Annotated in this window: 14 protein-coding genes; 7 read left to right on the top strand and 7 right to left on the bottom strand. The window is 72.7% G+C overall.

Going from position 1 to position 17,737, the window contains the following annotated elements; genetic code table 11:
- Positions 1-11: 11 nt before the first annotated feature.
- Positions 12-1,250, bottom strand: a complete 1,239-nt coding sequence (locus tag AB0K14_RS27835) for a family 16 glycosylhydrolase (RefSeq protein ID WP_360449386.1) — start codon at positions 1,248-1,250, stop codon at positions 12-14.
- A gap of 137 nt (positions 1,251-1,387) precedes the next feature.
- Between AB0K14_RS27835 and paaZ the strand changes: the two genes are divergently transcribed.
- On the top strand, positions 1,388-3,412 hold the full coding sequence (gene paaZ / locus AB0K14_RS27830; protein WP_360449388.1) for a phenylacetic acid degradation bifunctional protein PaaZ: 2,025 nt from the start codon (positions 1,388-1,390) through the stop codon (positions 3,410-3,412).
- A gap of 120 nt (positions 3,413-3,532) precedes the next feature.
- Complete coding sequence (locus tag AB0K14_RS27825) at positions 3,533-4,372, top strand: aldo/keto reductase (protein WP_360449390.1); 840 nt, start codon at positions 3,533-3,535, stop codon at positions 4,370-4,372.
- Positions 4,373-4,385: 13 nt separating this feature from the next.
- Here the strand turns inward: AB0K14_RS27825 and AB0K14_RS27820 are convergent, their stop codons facing one another.
- Positions 4,386-5,045: an MOSC domain-containing protein gene (locus tag AB0K14_RS27820; protein ID WP_360449393.1), complete on the bottom strand. Its 660-nt coding sequence runs from the start codon at positions 5,043-5,045 to the stop codon at positions 4,386-4,388.
- A 95-nt stretch (positions 5,046-5,140) separates the two neighbouring features.
- On the opposite strand from AB0K14_RS27820, the gene AB0K14_RS27815 reads away from it, so the two are divergent.
- Entirely contained in the window at positions 5,141-5,866 is a 726-nt protein-coding gene (locus AB0K14_RS27815; RefSeq protein ID WP_360449395.1) for a hypothetical protein, read from the top strand.
- 32 nt (positions 5,867-5,898) lie between these two features.
- On the opposite strand, the gene AB0K14_RS27810 is transcribed toward AB0K14_RS27815, so the two are convergent.
- The 5 genes from AB0K14_RS27810 to AB0K14_RS27790 all read right to left on the bottom strand — a co-directional run bounded on the left by AB0K14_RS27810 (position 5,899) and on the right by AB0K14_RS27790 (position 13,681).
- Positions 5,899-6,660 (bottom strand): peptidylprolyl isomerase, encoded by a 762-nt coding sequence (locus AB0K14_RS27810; protein ID WP_360449397.1) that lies wholly within the window; start codon positions 6,658-6,660, stop codon positions 5,899-5,901.
- A gap of 33 nt (positions 6,661-6,693) precedes the next feature.
- Entirely contained in the window at positions 6,694-9,633 is a 2,940-nt protein-coding gene (locus tag AB0K14_RS27805) for an AAA family ATPase (protein ID WP_360449400.1), read from the bottom strand.
- Between the two features lie 84 nt (positions 9,634-9,717).
- Complete coding sequence (locus tag AB0K14_RS27800) at positions 9,718-9,930, bottom strand: hypothetical protein (protein ID WP_360449403.1); 213 nt, start codon at positions 9,928-9,930, stop codon at positions 9,718-9,720.
- Entirely contained in the window at positions 9,927-12,779 is a 2,853-nt protein-coding gene (locus AB0K14_RS27795) for a type 2 lanthipeptide synthetase LanM family protein (protein ID WP_364339149.1), read from the bottom strand. The genes AB0K14_RS27800 and AB0K14_RS27795 overlap by 4 nt, the downstream gene beginning before the upstream one ends.
- Before the next feature lie 356 nt (positions 12,780-13,135).
- Positions 13,136-13,681 carry a hypothetical protein gene (locus AB0K14_RS27790; RefSeq protein WP_360449409.1) on the bottom strand — a complete coding sequence of 182 codons (546 nt, stop codon included), beginning with the start codon at positions 13,679-13,681 and terminating at the stop codon, positions 13,136-13,138.
- A gap of 81 nt (positions 13,682-13,762) precedes the next feature.
- On the opposite strand from AB0K14_RS27790, the gene AB0K14_RS27785 reads away from it, so the two are divergent.
- The 4 genes from AB0K14_RS27785 to AB0K14_RS27770 all read left to right on the top strand — a co-directional run bounded on the left by AB0K14_RS27785 (position 13,763) and on the right by AB0K14_RS27770 (position 17,714).
- Positions 13,763-14,305, top strand: coding sequence for an enoyl-CoA hydratase/isomerase family protein (locus AB0K14_RS27785; protein ID WP_360449412.1), 543 nt, complete (start codon positions 13,763-13,765; stop codon positions 14,303-14,305).
- Positions 14,302-15,303: a LacI family DNA-binding transcriptional regulator gene (locus AB0K14_RS27780; protein WP_360449415.1), complete on the top strand. Its 1,002-nt coding sequence runs from the start codon at positions 14,302-14,304 to the stop codon at positions 15,301-15,303. The genes AB0K14_RS27785 and AB0K14_RS27780 overlap by 4 nt, the downstream gene beginning before the upstream one ends.
- A gap of 186 nt (positions 15,304-15,489) precedes the next feature.
- The gene (locus tag AB0K14_RS27775; protein WP_360449417.1) at positions 15,490-16,845 is read left to right on the top strand and encodes a sugar ABC transporter substrate-binding protein; all 1,356 of its coding nucleotides are present in this window, start codon (positions 15,490-15,492) and stop codon (positions 16,843-16,845) included.
- A complete protein-coding gene (locus tag AB0K14_RS27770) occupies positions 16,845-17,714 on the top strand; it encodes a sugar ABC transporter permease (RefSeq protein WP_360449420.1) in 870 nt (289 codons plus the stop codon). Before AB0K14_RS27775 ends, AB0K14_RS27770 begins: the two co-directional genes overlap by 1 nt.
- Positions 17,715-17,737: the final 23 nt, after the last annotated feature.

The raw sequence follows: 17,737 nt of genomic DNA, 5'->3' as shown, positions 1-17,737 counted from the left end.
CACCGCGCTGCTCACGCGACGGTCCACTTCTGGTTCGCGGTCCCGAAGCAGGTCCACAGCTGCAGCCTCGTGCCGTTGGCGGAGCTGCTGTTCTGGGCGTCCAGGCACTTGTTGGCCTGGATGTTCACGATGTCGTTGGCACCGCTCACCGCCCACCGCTGCGCGCCGGTCCCGTTGCAGTCCCACAGCTGCACCAACGTGCCGTCCGCGGTGCCGCCCGACGCCGCGTCCAGGCACTTGCCCAGCGCGCGGATCGTGCCGTCACCGGGGCGCGACCACTGCTGGGCGGCCGTGCCGTTGCAGTCCCACAGCTGCACGGGCGTGCCGTTGGCCGAGTTCGCCCCGGCCACGTCCACGCACTTGCCGCCGATGCCGGTGATCCGGCCACCACCCGCGGGCGGGTTGCCGTCGACCGTCGACACGCGCACGTAGTCGATCACGAACTGCTGCGGGAACGTGGTGCTCGCGTCCGGGTAGCCCGGCCACTCACCACCGACCGCCAGGTTGAGGATGATGAAGAACGGCTTGTTGAACACCCACTGGTTGCCGCCGACGTCGGCGGGCGTGCGGCGCTGGTAGACGTTGCCGTCCACGGACCACGCGATACCGCTCGGCGACCACTCGACGGCGAAGGTGTGGAAGCCGTCGGCGAAGTTCGGCCCGTTGTACGCCATGCCGATGCCGCCCGCGCCGGAGTACCCGGGACCGTGGATGGTGCCGTACACGGTGTCCTGGTCGTGGCCCAGGAACTCCATGATGTCGATCTCGCCGCTGCCCGGCCACGGGTTGCCGGAGTTGATGTCCTGGCCGAGCATCCAGAACGCGGGCCAGATGCCCTTGCCGCGCGGCATCTTCATCCGCGCCTCGACCTTGCCGTAGGTCGTGGTGAACTTGCCCGCGGTGTTGATCCGGGTCGAGGTGTACTGGCAGCGGCCGTACCAGCAGTTGTAGTTGCCGGGGTTCTCGCGGCGCGCGGTGATGACGAGGTTGCCCGCGCCGTCCATGGCCGCGTTGCTCGCCGACGTCGTGTAGTACTGGTGCTCGCGGTTGTTGCCGTTGTTGTCGCCGACCTCGGTGTTCCACTTGGAACCGTCGACCCGCGTGCCCGCCGGGCCGTTGAACTCCTCGGCGAACGTCACCGCCATCGTGCCCGCGTCGGCGGCGTCCGGCGCCGGAGAGGCCTGGGCGGCAGGCACGACCAGCCCGCTGAAGGCGAGCACGATCGCGCCCACCACGGTTCGTGTCTTCATCGACACTCCCTTCACTGGAGGCGGCGGCCAGGCAGAAGTTACTGCATGGGTTGAATCAAGTCACGATGAAAGTGCGGAGGCTTTACTGTCGGGTCATGCCGGGACACCCACCGGCCCGACGAGGAGGTCGACACCCGATGGCCATGCTGCGCAGCTACGTGTCCGGTCGCTGGCACGTTCCGTCCGCCGAAGGCGTGCCGCTGCACGACGCGGTGACCGGCGAGGAGATCACCCGCATCTCGTCGCACGGCATCGACATGGCGGCGGCGCTGGACCACGGCAGGCGCGTCGGCGGGCCCGCGCTGCGGGAGCTGACGTTCCACCAGCGCGCGGCCCTGCTCAAGGCCCTCGCCTCGAACCTGCGGGAACACCGCGACGAGCTGTACGCCCTGTCCGCCCGATCGGGCGCCACCAGGACCGACTCGCTGATCGACGTCGACGGCGGCATCGGCGTGCTGTTCGGCTACGCGAGCAAGGCCAAGCGCGAGCTGCCCAACGCCAAGGTGCACGTGGACGGCAACGTCGAGCCGCTGAGCAAGGGCGGCACGTTCGTCGGCCAGCACATCGCCACCCCCTTGCGCGGTGTCGCGGTGCAGATCAACGCCTTCAACTTCCCCATGTGGGGCCCGCTGGAGAAGTTCGCCCCCGCGTTCATCGCTGGCGTGCCGTCGCTGATCAAGCCCGCCTCCCAGACGGCCTACATCACCGAGAAGCTGGTCGAGCTGATGCTCGCCTCGGACCTGCTGCCCGAGGGCTCGTTGCAGCTGGTCACCGGCAGCGCGGGCGACCTGCTCGACCACCTGACCGGACAGGACCTGGTCGGCTTCACCGGCTCCGCGTCCACCGCCCAGGTGCTGCGCACCCACCCGGCCGTGGTACGCAACAGCGTGCGGTTCAACGCCGAGGCCGACTCGCTGAACTGCTCGATCCTCGGCCCGGACGCGGTCGAGGGCACCCCCGAGTTCGACCTGTTCGTCAAGCAGCTCGTCAGCGAGATGACGGTCAAGGCCGGCCAGAAGTGCACCGCGATCCGGCGCGCCCTGGTCCCCGCCCCCCTGCTGTCCGCCGTCGCCGACGCCGCGAGCGCGCGCCTGGCCAAGGTCGTCATCGGCAACCCCGCGAACGAGGGCGTGCGGATGGGCGCGTTGGCCGGGTTGGAGCAGCGCGAGGAGGTCCGGCGGTCGCTGAAGGCGCTGCTGGAGGTCGGCGACGTCGTGTACGGCTCGCTCGACCGGGTCGACGTGGTGGACGCCGACGCCGAGCGCGGCGCGTTCCTGTCACCGGTGCTGCTCAAGGCCGACCCAGACCACGCCCAGCCGCACGAGGTGGAGGCGTTCGGGCCGGTGTCGACGCTGATGGCCTACCGCGACGCCGACCACGCGGTCGAGCTGGCGGCACGGGGCGCGGGCAGCCTCGTCGGCTCGGTCGTCACGCACGACGAGGACTTCGCGCGGGACGTGGTGCTGGGCGTGGCGCCGTGGCACGGCCGCGTCCTGGTGCTGGACCGCGACGACGCCAAGGAGTCCACCGGCCACGGCTCACCCCTGCCGATGCTGGTGCACGGCGGGCCGGGCCGCGCGGGCGGTGGCGAGGAGATGGGCGGCATCCGCGGCGTGCTGCACCACATGCAGCGCACGGCCGTGCAGGCGAGCCCGAGGATCCTGAGCGCGGTCACCGGGCGGTGGGTGGCGGGCGCGCCGCGCACCGAGTCGGACGTGCACCCGTTCCGCAAGTCGCTGCGGGAGCTGAGGATCGGCGACACGGTCGTGGCCGGTCCGCGGGCCGTGACGCTGGCCGACATCGAGCACTTCGCCGAGTTCACCGGCGACACGTTCTACGCGCACATGGACGAAGAGGCCGCTGCGGCGAACCCGTTCTTCGGCGGCCGGGTCGCGCATGGCTACCTGGTGGTGTCGTTCGCGGCGGGCCTGTTCGTCTCGCCCGAGCCGGGGCCGGTGCTGGCCAACTACGGGCTGGAGAACCTGCGGTTCCTCACGCCCACGTTCCCCGGCGACGAGCTGACCGTGACGTTGACCGCGAAGCAGATCACGCCGCGTGAGGACCAGGACTACGGCGAGGTCCGCTGGGACGCCGACCTGGTGAACCAGAAGGGCGAGTCGGTGGCCAAGTACGACGTGCTCACGCTGGTCGCCAAGCAGTAGCGGGTTCCACCAGGTGGACGCGCGTCGGTCGGTTCGCCCGACCGGGAACAACCGACGCGCTCCGCCGGGTTGGCGCGAGAGGAGAACCGAGCGTCACCCGAGTTCCAAGGAGCACCAGAGGTGTCTGAGACCTTCTCGCTGGGCGGGGACCTGACCGTCAACCGCCTCGGCTACGGCGCGATGCGGCTGACCGGTGAGGGCATCTGGGGATACCCCGCCGACCGCGACAACGCCATCGCCGTGCTGCGCCGCGTGGTCGAGCTGGGCGTCAACTTCATCGACACCGCGGATGCCTACGGCCCGCACGTCAACGAGGAGTTGATCCGGCAGGCGCTGCACCCGTACGCCGACGACCTGGTCATCGCGACCAAGGGAGGCCTGCTGCGCACCGGCCCGAACGAGTGGCCGGTCCTGGGCAAGCCCGCCTACCTGCGCCAGGCCGTCGAGACCAGCCTCGTCCGGCTGGGCGTCGAGCGCATCGACCTCTACCAGCTGCACCGCATCGACCCGGACTACCCGCTGGAGGACCAGGTCGGCGAGCTGCGCAAGCTGCAGGAGGAGGGCAAGATCCGGCACATCGGGCTGTCCGAGGTGGACGTCGCCCAGCTGGAGGCCGCCCAGGCGGTCGCCCCGATCGCGAGCGTGCAGAACCTGTACAACCTGGCCAACCGCGGGCACGAGGCCGTGCTGGAGCGCACCGCGGAGCAGGGCATCGCGTTCATCCCGTGGTTCCCGGTGGCGACCGGCGAGCTGGCCCGACCGGGCGGGGTGCTCGACGCGGCGGCCAAGGAGCACGGCGCCACGCCCGCGCAGCTGGCGCTGGCGTGGCTGCTGCGCCGGTCGCCGGTCGTGCTGCCGATCCCCGGCACGTCCTCCGTCGCGCACCTGGAGGAGAACGTGGCGGCGGCCCGGATCGAGCTGACCGACGAGGAGTTCGAGAAGCTGTCCGCGCTGGCCTGAGCGCCGCCGACCGCTACGCCGGGTCGAACGTCCGCCGCTCGACCCGGCGTCGCAGGTCCTCGGGCAGGTCGTCACCGACCGCCAGCAGGTCCGGCAGCAACGCGGGCTCCAGGGTCAGGGCGCGGAACGCGAGGGCCATCGTGACGTCGTGGTCGGGCCGGTGCTCGACCGTGATCTCGTCACCGGTGGTGATCGTGCCGGGCTCCAAGACCCGGAAGTACGCCCCGGGGAGCCCTCGCCGGGTGAACGTCTTCACCCACCCGCGTTCCTCCATTACGCCGGCGAACGTCCGGCACGGCACGCGCGGGTTGGTCGCCTGGAGCAGCAGGCCACCGATCCGCCACCGCTCGCCGATGCGCGTGCCGGACACGTCCAGGCCCACGGTGGTCAGGTTCTCGCCGAACAGGCCGGGCGGCAGGTCGCGGCCGAGCTCCACCGACCACTCGTCCAGCTCCTCCCGCGCGTAGGCGTAGACGGCCTGGTCCGTGCCGCCGTGGTGGCGCAGGTCGGAGATGTGGTCGCCGACGACGCCGCTGCCGCCCGTGCCGCGCGGGCCCGGTGCGCGGACGTCCACGGGGCCGTGCACCGGGCGCTTGCCGATGCCGGTGTGGCCGACGTCGGCCTGGTCGAACTCGGCGCGGGAGCCGACGTTGATGGAGAGCACGTGGGGCATGCCCCCGACGGTAGCCGAGGCACTTTCGGGGTTCGTACTCCTTATCGGTCGCGGGTGCGGGAGGATGGCCTGGTTCACCGTCCGTGGGGGGAGTCATGCGCAGGTCCGTCGTCGCGTTGGTGCTGGCCGCGGTGGCACTGGCGGGCTGCGCCGAGCGGACGGCCCTGCCGACGCCGACCCTGGGCCCGGTGGTGGACGACAGCGCCACGCTGATCACCTCGCTGGCCGCCCGCGCCGACGAGCAGCGGTCGGTCCGGTTCGAGGCCGAGACCACCATGTCGGGGTTGCAGGTGACGCTCGCCGGCGGCCTGCTGCGCGCCCGCGAGGGCCGGTTGCTGTCGCTGCGGCAGGGCTCGTCCACCGACGTCGTCGTGCTGGCCGACGCCGGCTACTCGCGCACCGACGGCGGCGCGTGGACCAGGCTCGCCCTGACCCAGCGCGCGCCCGTGCGGGCGGACACCACGGTGGCGGGCCTGGCCGACGAGGTGGACCCGGCGTCGGTGGTGGAGTCCCTCGCCGGCAGCCTGCTCGTGGCCAAGGGCGACGAGGAGGTCGACGGCGTGTCGACGCACCGCTACACCGTGCTCGTCGACCTGAGGCAGCAGGCCGAGCGGACCGCCGACAGCTCACGACGCGCCCAACTGCTGGCGGCCTACGAGTCGGGGTTCACCGCCTCCGCCACCGTGTGGGTGGGTCCGGGCGACCTGCCGGTGCGGGTGGAGCAGGTGCTGAAGACGTTGGAGGACAACGTCTTCCAGCGCACCCTGCACCGCTTCACCGACTGGAACGCCGACATCCGCGTGACCGCGCCCGTCTCCTGAGGCCCGTCTCCTGAGGCCCGGCCCGCCGAGGTTCAGCAGGTGCGCTTGGCGCGCTGGATGTCCGTGGTCAGGGCCGGTCGGCCGTCGACCTCGCTGTCGGGGTTCGGCGCGATGCCGCCTGCGGCGACCCGGTCCAGGGTGGCGAGCCCGGCGGCGGTGACGCGGCCGAACACGGTGTAGTTGGGCCGCAGCACGGAATCCGACGTGACCAGGAAGAACTGGCTGCCGTTGGTGTCGGGGCCCGCGTTGGCCATGGCCAGGGTGCCGCGCGGGTAGATGCGGCGCAGGCCCGTGGGATCGTTGGGGGCCGGCGCGAGGTCGGTCGGCAGCTCGTCCTTGTACTTGTAACCGGGGCCGCCCTCACCGGTGCCGGACGGGTCGCCGCACTGGAGCACCTTCAACGTCGGGTACGCCGTGAGCCGGTGGCACGTCGTGTCGTCGTAGAACTTCCTGCGCACCAGGTGCAGGAAGCTCTGCACCGTGCACGGCGCCTTCGCGCGGTCCAGCACCAGCGGCACGGGGCCCTGGTTGGTCTTCAACAGCACCTCGGGGTGACCGCGGTCCGGCGTGTGCCGGGGGTCCGGCGGCAGCGGCACGGGGCGTGCGGCGGGCTCGTCCGGCGTCACGGTGTACGCGCACGGACCGCGGGTCGTGCCCGTCGCGTCCGTCCCCACCGCCTCCGTCGTCTCGGTGCCCGTCGTCTCGGTGCCCGTCGCTTCGGGAGCGGACGGCGACGCCTGCGCCACCCCGCCGCCGAGGACCATCGTCAGCGCCACTGCCACCAGGATTCTCACCGCACCAGGTCTAACGGACCCGCGACCGCCTTGCTAGGGCCGGTCGGCGGGTCCGAGCGACGCCGCGAACGCGCTGAGCGACTCCCGGTCCGGCTGGGCCGTCTTCGTGATCAGGCTGGCCACGTGCTTCTCCACCGTGCGCGGCGAGATGTGCAGCCGGGTGGCGATCGCCTTGTTCCCCAACCGTCCCGCCATCAGCCGGAACACCTCGAACTCGCGCACGGTCACGCCCAGCGCCCGCAGCTCGCGCGGCACCTGGTCGGACCCGGTCCGCCGCTGCGGCACCGACGCGCCGACCTGCCGCAGCAGCCCGCGGCACGCGCTGGCCACCGCGGGCTGACCGGCCTGGTGGAAGTACTCCTCGGCGCTGCGCAACCAGCCCACCGGCTCGCCCCACCCGTCGGCCACGGCCGCCTCGGCCACCAGCCGCAGCCCGAGGTGGCGGGCCAGCGGGTGGATCGCCGACGCCTCGCGGGCCGCGCGCACGGCCTGCGCCGCCTCCGCCTCCCGACCCAGCCTGCCCAGCAGCACGGCCAGCGCGAACTGCGCGAACCCCCGGTTCCAGCGCATCCGGGCCGCCGCCGACCGCGTCACCGCGAGGTAGCCGTCGAGGTCCAACGCCCCGGACAGCGCGTCCAGCAGCAACCGCAGCCCGTGCCGGCCGGACAGGTGGTACACCGTGGGCGTCTCCGACTCGTACGCGATCGCCCTCGCCAGGTCGTGCCCGGCCGCCGCGCGGTCCTCCTCCAGCAGCGCGCAGAACGCCCGGGCCAACCCGAAGCACAGCGGTCGTTCCTGCGAGCCGACCCCGCCCACCTGGTCGAACGCCTCGATCGCGGCGTCCATCTCGGCCCGCCTGCCCTGGTGCGCGGCCGCCGTCGCCTGCGCCATCAACCCGTACAGGGTCAGGTGCTTGAGCTGCAGCCGCCGGGTGTCCGCGACGGTGTGCACCAGCCGCTCCGCCGCCACCCCGTACTGGCCGCGCAGCACGGCGTCCAGCCCGAGGATCGCGTCCACGTTGTAGGCCACGCTGATCGCACCGATCAGCAACGCCTCCTCACGCGCCTCGGCCAGCTCCACCGACTTCCCCTCGGCCAGCCAGTCCAGCCCTGCCTGCCGGATCACCGCGTACACCCGCTGGATCGGCAGCCCGTGCTCCTCGGCCAGCGCCCGCGCCCGGCTGAAGCACTCGGCCGCCTCGTCCAGGTCGCGGTCCCGCGCCAGCACGCCCAGCAGCTGCCACGTCTCGCAGCCCACCTCGGGCAGCGGCACCCGCTTGGCCGCGTCGGCCGCGCGCCGGGCCAGGAACTCGGCCGAGGAGATCCGGTCCGGCGCGTCCAGGTTCAACGTCAGGAACGCCGCCACCGCGTCGAGCCGCGCGGTGTGCTCGTCGGACGCGTCCGCGCCGAGGAGTGCCCGTGCCGTCTCCACGTGCGCCATGCCGTCGGTCCACCGGCCCGCGGTGTTGGCCACCTGCGCCAGCTTGGTGTGCAGCTCGGCCCGCCGAACCCGGCTCAACCCCGCGGCGCTCAGCTCGGTCACCGCGTCGACCAGCGCGAACGCCCGCTCGAACTGGCCCGCCTCGGCCAGCGCGGGCAGCAGCGAGTCCAGCACGTCGGCGCGGACCGACACGTCGACCTCGCTGGCCAGCAGCCGGTGCGCGTGGTCGAGCAGCCGCACCGCGGACCCGGCCGCGCCACCGGCCAGCGCCCGCCGCCCCGCCTCGGCCAGCAGCGCGCCCGCCTCGGCGGTCTGCCCGGCGTCCAGGCGCAGCGACGCCACCAGCGCGCACCACTCGCCCGACAGGCCGGGGTGCAGCTGCTGCACGGCGTCGGCGGTCCTCCGCGCCAGCTCCGCCCGGTGCGGCGGCGGCATCTGCGCCAGCAGGGCCTCGGCGGTGAGCGGGTGCCGGAACGCGTACCAGTCGGGCACCGGCTCGTCCGGCGTCACGAGCTGCGCGGCGACGCCCGCGTGCAGGTGCGACAGCAGGCCCCGGTCGTCCATGCCGGTCACCCGCCGCAGCACCGACAGCGGGAACCGGTGGCCCAGCACGGCGGCCACCGACAGCACCTCGCGGCCCTGCGGCCCGAGCCGGTCGGTGCGGTGCGCGATCGACCGCACCACGGCCGACGGCACGTCGATGCGCAGTTCGCCGAGCACCTGCCAGCCGCCCGGCCCGCGCACCAGCAGACCGCCGTTGACCAGGCCGTGCACCATCTCCTCGACCACGAACGGGTTGCCCGCGCTGTCGGCCCACAGCCGTTGCACGACCTCGGCGGGCACCTCGTGGTCCTCCGCCTCCAGGCACAGCCCCACCATCCGGCGCACCTGCCGCTCGTCCAACCGGCGCAGCTCCAGCAGCACGCCCGCCTGCCGTTGAGCGGCCAGGCGGACCACGTCCAGGGTCGGGCCGGGGTCGGCACGGGTGGTCACCAGCAGCGCGGCGGGCGCCTGGTCGAGGTTGTCCACCACGTAGTCGACCACCGCCAGCGTCTCGGCGTCCGCGTCGTGCAGGTCCTCCAGCACCACCAGGCACGGCTGGGACCGGCCGACCACGGCCAGCAGCCGCAGCACCGCCTCGGCCAGCACCAGCACCGACTGCGCCGGCCGCTGGTCCTCGGGGGACCCCGTCTCCGGGCTCCACTCGGGCACCAACCGGCCGAGCGCGGGCTGGTAGGGACCGAGTTCGCGCAGGTCGATGCCGTCACTTACGCGCAGCAGCGACATCAGGGCCTCGGCCAGCGGCCGGAACGGCACGATCGGCCCGATGGTGCTGCCGCGACCGCGCAGCACCCGCATGCCGCGGTCGAACGCGGCGCCGGCGGCGAAGCGCGCCAACCGGGTCTTCCCGATGCCCGGCTCGCCGACGAGGAACACGGCACGGCCGCGGTGGCGGCCTGCGTCGGCCAGCATTCGGTCGAGCACGCGGAGTTCTTCGTCGCGGCCGACCACGACCGGCGCGCGGGTGTGCATGCGCCGACCTTAGTCAAGCCGATCGGCCGCATGCCAAACTGCCCACACCCCCAGTGCGGGCAGTTCGGCGGTGGGCGCGGCTCGTTACAAGGGCAGCCCTGGTGCGCTCACGGTGGTCATCGTGCTCTCGCTGACGGCAACCGCGGCGTACGCGCCGACGGCCATGGTCAGCCCCGCCAGCGCGCGGGCGCGGGCGCCCGCCTTCGCCTTGCGGGACAGCGCCATCTCACCGGCGGGGTGGTCGCCGTCCTGGTCTTCGCGCCAGGTGGTGACCTCGTCGTGGTTGGCGTCGATCATCGGGTGTTCTCCTCGTGGGGGTGGATGTCGTGCGTTGATCCGAGCAGGAGCACGGAGGGAACCTGCTCGGGGAAACCGAGGCGGAGCAAGCCGTAGCCGATGCCGGACAGCCCGGTCAGCAGACCGGCCGACGGCACGCCACCGGGCGTGCCGCAGCGCGCCCCGTACTGGTCCAGCGTGCCGAGGACCAGCCCGGCGCGCCGGTTGCGCATGGCCGCCGCCATGCCGTGCCCGCGTTCCGCGAGCACGGTCAGCGCCTCGACCACGCCCAGCTCACCGTGGCACAGGCTCAGGTCGCGCAGCGGTTCGTGCACCGCCAGGGCGTTCAGGCACCGGTCGAGGTGCAGCGTGTGCGCGTCGACCGGTTGGCCCGGGTGGGCGCAGTGCGCGAGCACGGCGCCGGACAACCCGGAGCACCAGCTGTGGTCGGCCTCCGTCACGTCGAGCAGGCGTTGCCGCAGTGCGTGGTCGGCACGCAGGTGCGCGCGGCCCGCCACACCGTAGCGGTCGTCGCCCACGGCTCGCGCGTGCCGCAGCAACGCCCAGCCGACACCCGCGCGGCCGCGGGCGAAGCCGTCGCCGCCGGGAGTGGCCGTGAGCAGCCGGTCGGCGTGGGCGCGGGCCAGCGCCGAGGCGGCGGGCAAGCCGCTCTCCGCCCGCACCGACCGCATCGCGGCCAGGCCGCCCGCCCGGCCCTCGACCACGTTGGCCGGCTCGTCGCCCGCGGCCGACACGGCGGTCGCGACGTCCAGCGCGGCACCCAGCCAGTCGGTGATCTCGCTGTCGCCCAGCAGGTTCGCCAGCCGGGCCAGCGCGTAGCAGATGCCGCCGAGCCCGTGGAACGCGCCGCTGCCCACGGCCGCCGCCATCTCGGCGTCCCGCGCGAACGCGGCCAGCAGACCGGGGATCGGCGCGAGCGCGTCCCGGGCGAACCCGGTGTACCGGGCGGCGCCGGTGAGCTCGCCCAACTGCGCCAGGAACAACGCCACGCCGGTGTAGCCGTTGGACAGCCCGGCGCCCATCGGGGCCACCGCCCAGTGCCGGTCGTCCACCAGTTCCAGACCGACCCAGTTGACCCGGCCGTCGGCCGTCGTGGCGTGCGCCAGCACCTCGTCGGCGATGCCGCACGCGGCCACCAGCAGCCGCTGCGGATCGGGGACGCCCGCCTCGACCGGCGCGGACACGCCCCGGCCGGTGCGGTGGTCCACGGGCCGTGGCCTGCTCGCCAGCCCGGCGCTGATCAGCCACTGCTGGTCGTGCTTGTCCACCTCGTCCAGCGCGGCGACCTTGGCCGTGACCGCGTCCAGCGCGGACGCGGGCAGCAGGTCGGGCAGCCGCTGCCCGGTGGAGGTCCACACGTCGCGACTGCCCGGCCGGCTGGTGAACAGCGGCACGTCGCCCGCCCACACGTCGCGCAGCTCGTGCGGCACCAGTGCGTGCAGCACCTCGTCGGCCACCACGCCGTCCCACAGCAGGTCCAGCACGTCCTGGCGGGCCGACGCGCAGCCCAGCGCGTCCGGGTGCGTCGACTCGTCCAGCAACGTCGCGTACAGCTGGGTCATCCGCGGCACGAACCGCACCGGCAGGTCCGCGAAGGCGTGCAGCAGGCCGTCCGGGCCGAGCAGCTCGGCCCGGTGGTCGTACAGCGCGTCGTAGCCGATCCGGAACCCGGCCAGCAGCGCGCCCTGGTAGTCGGCGGGCTCGGCCTCGCGACCGTCCACCACGGGACGGTTGTGCGCCGGCGGCAGCGGCGCGGGCCTGCGCACCAGCCGCATCCGGTCGGTGCCGGGGTGCAGCCACGCCACGCCGTCGGACGGCGGCCGCTCGCCGTGGTCGCCGCCCATGCCGCCGACGTCCAGCGCGCCGTGCTCGCCCAGCAGCACGCGCGGCAGCACGGCGGTGCGGTGCACGGACCGGGCCAGCGCGCGGACCGCCGGGTCCGCCGGGACGTCGACCGTGGGGTGGAACAACGTCTCCACGTCGACCAGCACCGGCTGGTCGGCCGCCGCGATCAGGTTCTCGTAGTGCATGTCGGTGCCGTCCACCGCGTACAGCAGCGCGATCAGCGCGCCGAGCCGCTGGTAGAACCGGCCGACCTCGGTGACGTCGGCGCAGGGGCGGTGCGCCACGAACTCCAGCCACCCGTGCTCCGGTCGGGCCAGCGCACGCGGCAACCGCAGGCCGAGGCCGGTGTGCCCGTCGAACCACGTGACCAGGTCCGCGAACGCCTGGTGCAGGGCCACCGGCCGGGGCTTGTAGACGACCCGGCGCCCGTCGGCGAAGGTCAGCACGGCCACCGAGCGGCCCCGCGCGTGCGGGTCGCCCCGACCGGTCTCCACCCGCGCGAGCGGGCCGGGGTCGCGGCCGTCGAGCAGGGTCCGCACGATCTCCGGCCGGTCCAGCGCGAACCGGTCGAGCAGCTCGCGGTGCGCGTCCACCGCGTGCAGGCAGGTCTGGCCGAGCAGCCGGGCCAGCACCGGGTACCTGGCGAACAGCGCGGGCAGGTCGACGTGCCGGACGAAGTCGGCGAACCGCTCCCGCGGCGTGTCCCCGGCGAGCCGCCCGCCGACCCGTTCGAGGTTCAGCTCCAGCACGAGGGTGCGTGCGGCGATCCGGGCCAGCCGCCTGCCCAGCGCGCGGGTGAAGTCCGCGTCCAGCCGGGGGTCGAGGGCCGCGGCCGCGTGCACCAGGGGTCTCAGCGCGAACGCGAACGCCTCGGTCGGGTCGTCGGCGTCCCAGCTGTCGCCGGGGAAGTCTGCACGGGCCGCGGTCGTGGTGGCGCGTTCCACGAACGCGGCCCATGAGGGCCGTCCACGGGGGACGACCAGCTCTCGGGCGTTCCCGTGCACACCGCTGTGCCACCACGTTGCCGGGGGCCGGTCTACGGCGGAGGGGAACACGCGCACAACGTGTCACGGCGTCCGGTGGCGCACATGGGGGCACCGCCCCCAGATTTGCGGTCGGGCGGGAGCGCGGGCCGCACATGTGCGGAGATCATCGGACCGCAGGTCACCGGCGCACGGCCGGGCGGTGAACGGGTGTCGACGGCGTGGTGCCCGGCCCTGCGCAGGCGGGACCGGGCATACAACCCCCTCGACCGGTCCGGGAGGTCGGGTTCCGGACGTCGACGTAGCCCATGTCGCCGGAGTACACGTCGCGCGGGGGCTGGTTGCAGACGACGGCCGGCGGCCACCGCCCGCGGTGATCAGGCGCAGTTCTCCGCTTGGGCGGCGGCGGCGCGGAAGTCGTCCGGCAGGGAGACCACGGCCATCTTCTCCACGGCCTCGTTCATCACCGTGACGGCCTCGGTCATGTCCTGGATCACGGCGGAGAAGATGTCGACGGTCATCTCCGGCGCGGCGTCGACGGTCGACTTGGCCTTGACGAACTTGTCCCTCGCCCTGGTCAGCGGCTCGGTGATGACCTCGACCGCGGTGTCGGCGGCGGGCGAGGGCGCGGGGGTCAGGCCGTCGAGGTCGTGCAGCACGACGTTGAGCACGTCGACCACGCGGCCGAGGGAGTCGCTGACGGACTTCTTCGCCGCGGCCGGGTCGGTCTGGGTCTCGTCGAGCTTCACCCCGCCCGAGGCGACCATGTACTTCGCCACGCCGCAGAAGTTGTCCACCCAGCGCACGACCTCGGGATCCGCCGCCGCGACGGACGACGTCGGGCCGGGCGTCGGCTGCCCCGCCACCGGCACCGCGCACCCGGTCAGGCCGACCAACGCCAACGCCACCCACCGCCGCTTCACAGGGGATTTGTACCCCGCCGTCACTCGATAGTGGGGCGGAACATGACAAACGGGGTGACCCTCGGCCACGATTACCGCCTCATGACGGTCTCACTCGACAGCGCCGACGGGATCGCGGTCATCCGGATCGACGAGCCGTCGGACACCGTCCTGCCCGCGGTGCGGGCGCGGCTGCCCGCGGTGGCCGGCGCACGCGCCGTCGTGCTCCTGGTCGGACCGCACCTGTGCGCCGTCGACATCAAACGGCTGGTCCGGGCGTCGCCGGCGCAGCGCGAGGCGTTCGCGGCGGCGGTGCGCGGTGTGCGCGACGAGGTGGCGAACCTGCCCGTGCCGGTGGTCGCGGCGATCGACGGCAGCCCGTTCGGCGAGGCGGCGGAGTTGGCGATGGCGTGCGACCGCCGGGTGTTGGCCGCGAACGGCGGGCTCGGATGGGTGACCGACGGCCGGGGGACCGGCGGTCGGGTGCTGGTGGCACGCCGGGTGACAGCTGACGAGGCGTTGCGCACCGGGCTCGTGGACCGGGTCGTGCCGCCGGCCGCAGTGGTGCCGACCGCCGTCCAGCTCGCAAACGAGTGCAAATCAACGCAAGCGGAACGTAAGTCCTGCCGTATAGTTGCTCCATGACGCAACGGCGGTTGGCCGAAGTGGCCGCGAAGGTCGGGGTGAGCGAGGCGACGGTCAGCCGGGTGCTGAACGGCAAGCCCGGGGTGTCCGACGCGACGCGGTCGGCCGTGCTCACCGCGCTGGACGTGCTCGGGTACGAACGGCCGACGCAGCTGCGCGGCGAACGTGCCCGGCTGGTCGGGCTGGTGCTGCCGGAGCTGCAGAACCCGATCTTCCCGGCGTTCGCCGACGTGGTCGGCAACGCCCTGGCCCAGCGCGGTTTCACCCCGGTGCTGTGCACCCGCACGGCCGGCGGCGTGACCGAGGCGGACTACCTGGAGCTGCTGTTCGAGCAGCACGTGTCCGGGGTCGTGTTCGCCGGCGGGCAGTACGCCCAGGCGGACGCCTCGCACGACCACTACCGGCAGATGACGCGGCGCAAGCTGCCCGCGGTCCTGGTCAACGCCGCCATCGACGACCTCGGCTTCCCCCGCGTGTCGTGCGACGACGCGGTGGCCGTGGAGCAGGCGTTCGGCCACCTGGTGGCGTTGGGGCACGTGCGGATCGGCGCGGTGCTCGGGCCGTCGGACCACATGCCCTCGCGGCGCAAGCTCACCGCGCTGACCTCGTGCGCGGCGGCCGCCGGCGTGGAGCTGTTCGAGGAGCACGCGATGTTCTCGCTGGAAGGCGGGCAGGCCGCAGCCACCCGTTTGCTGCACCGGGGCGTCACGGCGGTCGTCTGCGCGTCGGACCCGTTGGCGTTGGGCGCGGTGCGCGCCGTGCGGCGGCACGGCCTCAAGGTGCCGCACGACGTCTCGGTCGTCGGCTACGACGACTCGCCGCTCATGACGTGCACCGAGCCGCCGTTGACCACGGTCCGCCAGCCGATCGAGGCCATGGGTCGCGCCGCGGTCGAGCTGCTGGCGAACCAGATCGCGGGCACCCCCGTCCCGGACGAGGAACTGCTCTTCGAGCCGGAGCTGGTCGTCCGCTCCTCCACCGCGCCCGCTCCGCGCTAGTCCGCGCTCCTCCGCTGCCGTCCACCGTTCGGTGGGCGGCAGCTTTCGTCTGCCCGGATTCGGGTCGTGCCCGGCGAGCTTACGAACTGATGTCGACAAGTTGCGAACTTTAGTAGACATCTTGCGCACCCGTGGTGGGGCGACTTACCGTGTGCGCCACACCACAGCCGAGGAGGGTCCGCCCCCATGAACTCATTCAGCCTCCGCAGAGCGGCGGGGTTGCTGCTGGCAGGCAGCCTGAGCCTGACCGCCGTCGCGTGCTCGCAGGCCGACGACGGCCCCGCCGCCGGCGGCAAGGTCACCATCTCGGTCAACGGCCAGCCGCCGCAGACCCAGCCGTTCGACCGCAAGGTCTTCGACGAGGACGTGGCCGAGTTCGAGGCCGCCAACCCCGACATCGACATCGAGCCGCACGAGGGGTTCATGGACCCCAAGACGGTCTCCGCGAAGCTCGCCGGCGGCCAGCTGGAGGACGTGTTCTACGCCTACTTCACCGACCCGGCGAACCTCATCGCCCGCCGGCAGGCCGCGGACATCACCGAGCACGTCAACGACATGCCGCACTACGACGCCATCCGGCCGGAGCTGCGTGACGTCTTCAGCAAGGACGGCAAGGTCTACGGCGTGCCCACGGCCAACTACTCGATGGGCCTGCTCTACAACCGCGCGCTGTTCACCCGGGCGGGCCTGAACCCCGACCAGCCGCCGAAGACGTGGGCCGAGGTCCGCGAGGCGGCCAAGAAGATCGCCGCGCTGGGCGACGGCAAGGTCGGCTTCGCCGAGTACAGCAAGAACAACCAGGGCGGCTGGCACTTCACCGCGTGGATGTACTCCGTCGGCGGCAGGATCGCCCGCCAGGACGGCGACAAGTGGGTCGCGGACTTCAACAACGACCAGGGTCGCGAAGTCCTCCAGCACCTCAAGGACATGCGCTGGACCGACAACACCATGGGCGAGAAGCAGCTCCTGGTCATCGAGGACGTCCAGCAGATGATGGGCGCGGGCCAGCTCGGCATGTACCTGGCCGCGCCGGACAACGTGCCGACCCTGGTCAACCAGTTCAAGGGCGACTACGCCGACTACGGCCTCACCGGCATCCCGGACGGCGAGGGCACGCTCATCGGCGGCGAGGGCTACATGATCAACCCGAAGGCCACGCCGGAGAAGATCAAGGCGGGCCTGAGGTGGATCCAGTGGAAGTACCTCAACCCGGACCGGTTCGAGAAGAACCTCAAGCGGTACAAGGACCAGGGCCAGCCGATCGGCCTGCCCGTGCCCCCGGTCGCCGACGTCTGGACCGGTGACATCGCGGCCAGGCAGGCCGAGCTGAAGGAAGACCTGGCCACGGTGCCGGTCGCCAACTTCCAGTCCTACGTGGACGCCGAGCCGAAGGGGCACATCGAGCCGCCGAACGCCCAGCAGGTGTACGCGATCCTCGACAACGTCATGCAGGCCGTGCTCACCGACCGCGACGCGGACGTCAGTCGGCTCCTGGCCGACGCGGAAGCCAAGGTGAACCCCGTCCTGGCCCAGGTCAAGTGATGCGCCGCCGCGTCGCGGAGAACCTGACCGCGTACGGGTTCCTGTCCGCCGCGCTGATCTGCTTCGCGGTGTTCTCCTGGTACCCCATCGCGCGTGGGGCCGTGCTGGGCTTCCAGCAGGTCGACTTCGTCACCGACCCCACGTGGGTCGGCTGGGAGAACTTCGAACGCCTCTTCGCCGACCCCCTGTTCGCCACGGCGTGGCGCAACACCCTGCTGTTCACCGCGTTGGCACTGGTGTTCGGCTTCGCGGTCCCGTTCTTGCTCGCGGTCGTGCTCAACGAGTTGAGGCACTTCAAGGCGTACTTCCGGCTCATCGTCTACCTGCCCGTGATGCTGCCGCCGGTGGTGGCGGCGCTGATCTGGAAGTGGATGTACGACCCCGGTCCGGGCCTGCTCAACACCGCGTTGCGCGGGCTCGGGCTGGAGGGCGCGGCGTGGTTGGACAGCGCCGACACCTCGATGCTGTCGCTGGTGATCGTGTCGACCTGGGCCAACCTGGGCACCGCCACGCTGATCTACCTGGCCGCGTTGCAGGGCATCTCCGGGGACCTGTACGAGGCGGCCGAGCTGGACGGCGCGGGCGTGCTGCGCAGGCTGTGGCACGTGACCGTCCCGCAGACCCGGTTCGTGCTGCTGGTGCTGCTGCTGTTGCAGGTCGTGGCGACCATGCAGGTGTTCACCGAGCCGTACGTGATGACCGGCGGCGGTCCGGAGGACTCCACGGTCACCGTGCTGCTCCTGCTGTACCGGTACGCCTTCTACTACAACGACTTCGGCACCGCGAGTGCCCTGAGCCTGTTGCTGCTGCTGGTGCTCGGCGCGTTCACCGCGCTGTACCTGCGGGTGACGCGGAAGGCGGACGCGTGAGGACGTTGATCGCGCCGGGACGG

This window comes from Actinosynnema sp. NPDC050801, assembly GCF_040673975.1.
Lineage (GTDB): Bacteria > Actinomycetota > Actinomycetes > Mycobacteriales > Pseudonocardiaceae > Actinosynnema.
This window is presented reverse-complemented; position numbering and strand designations above follow the sequence as displayed.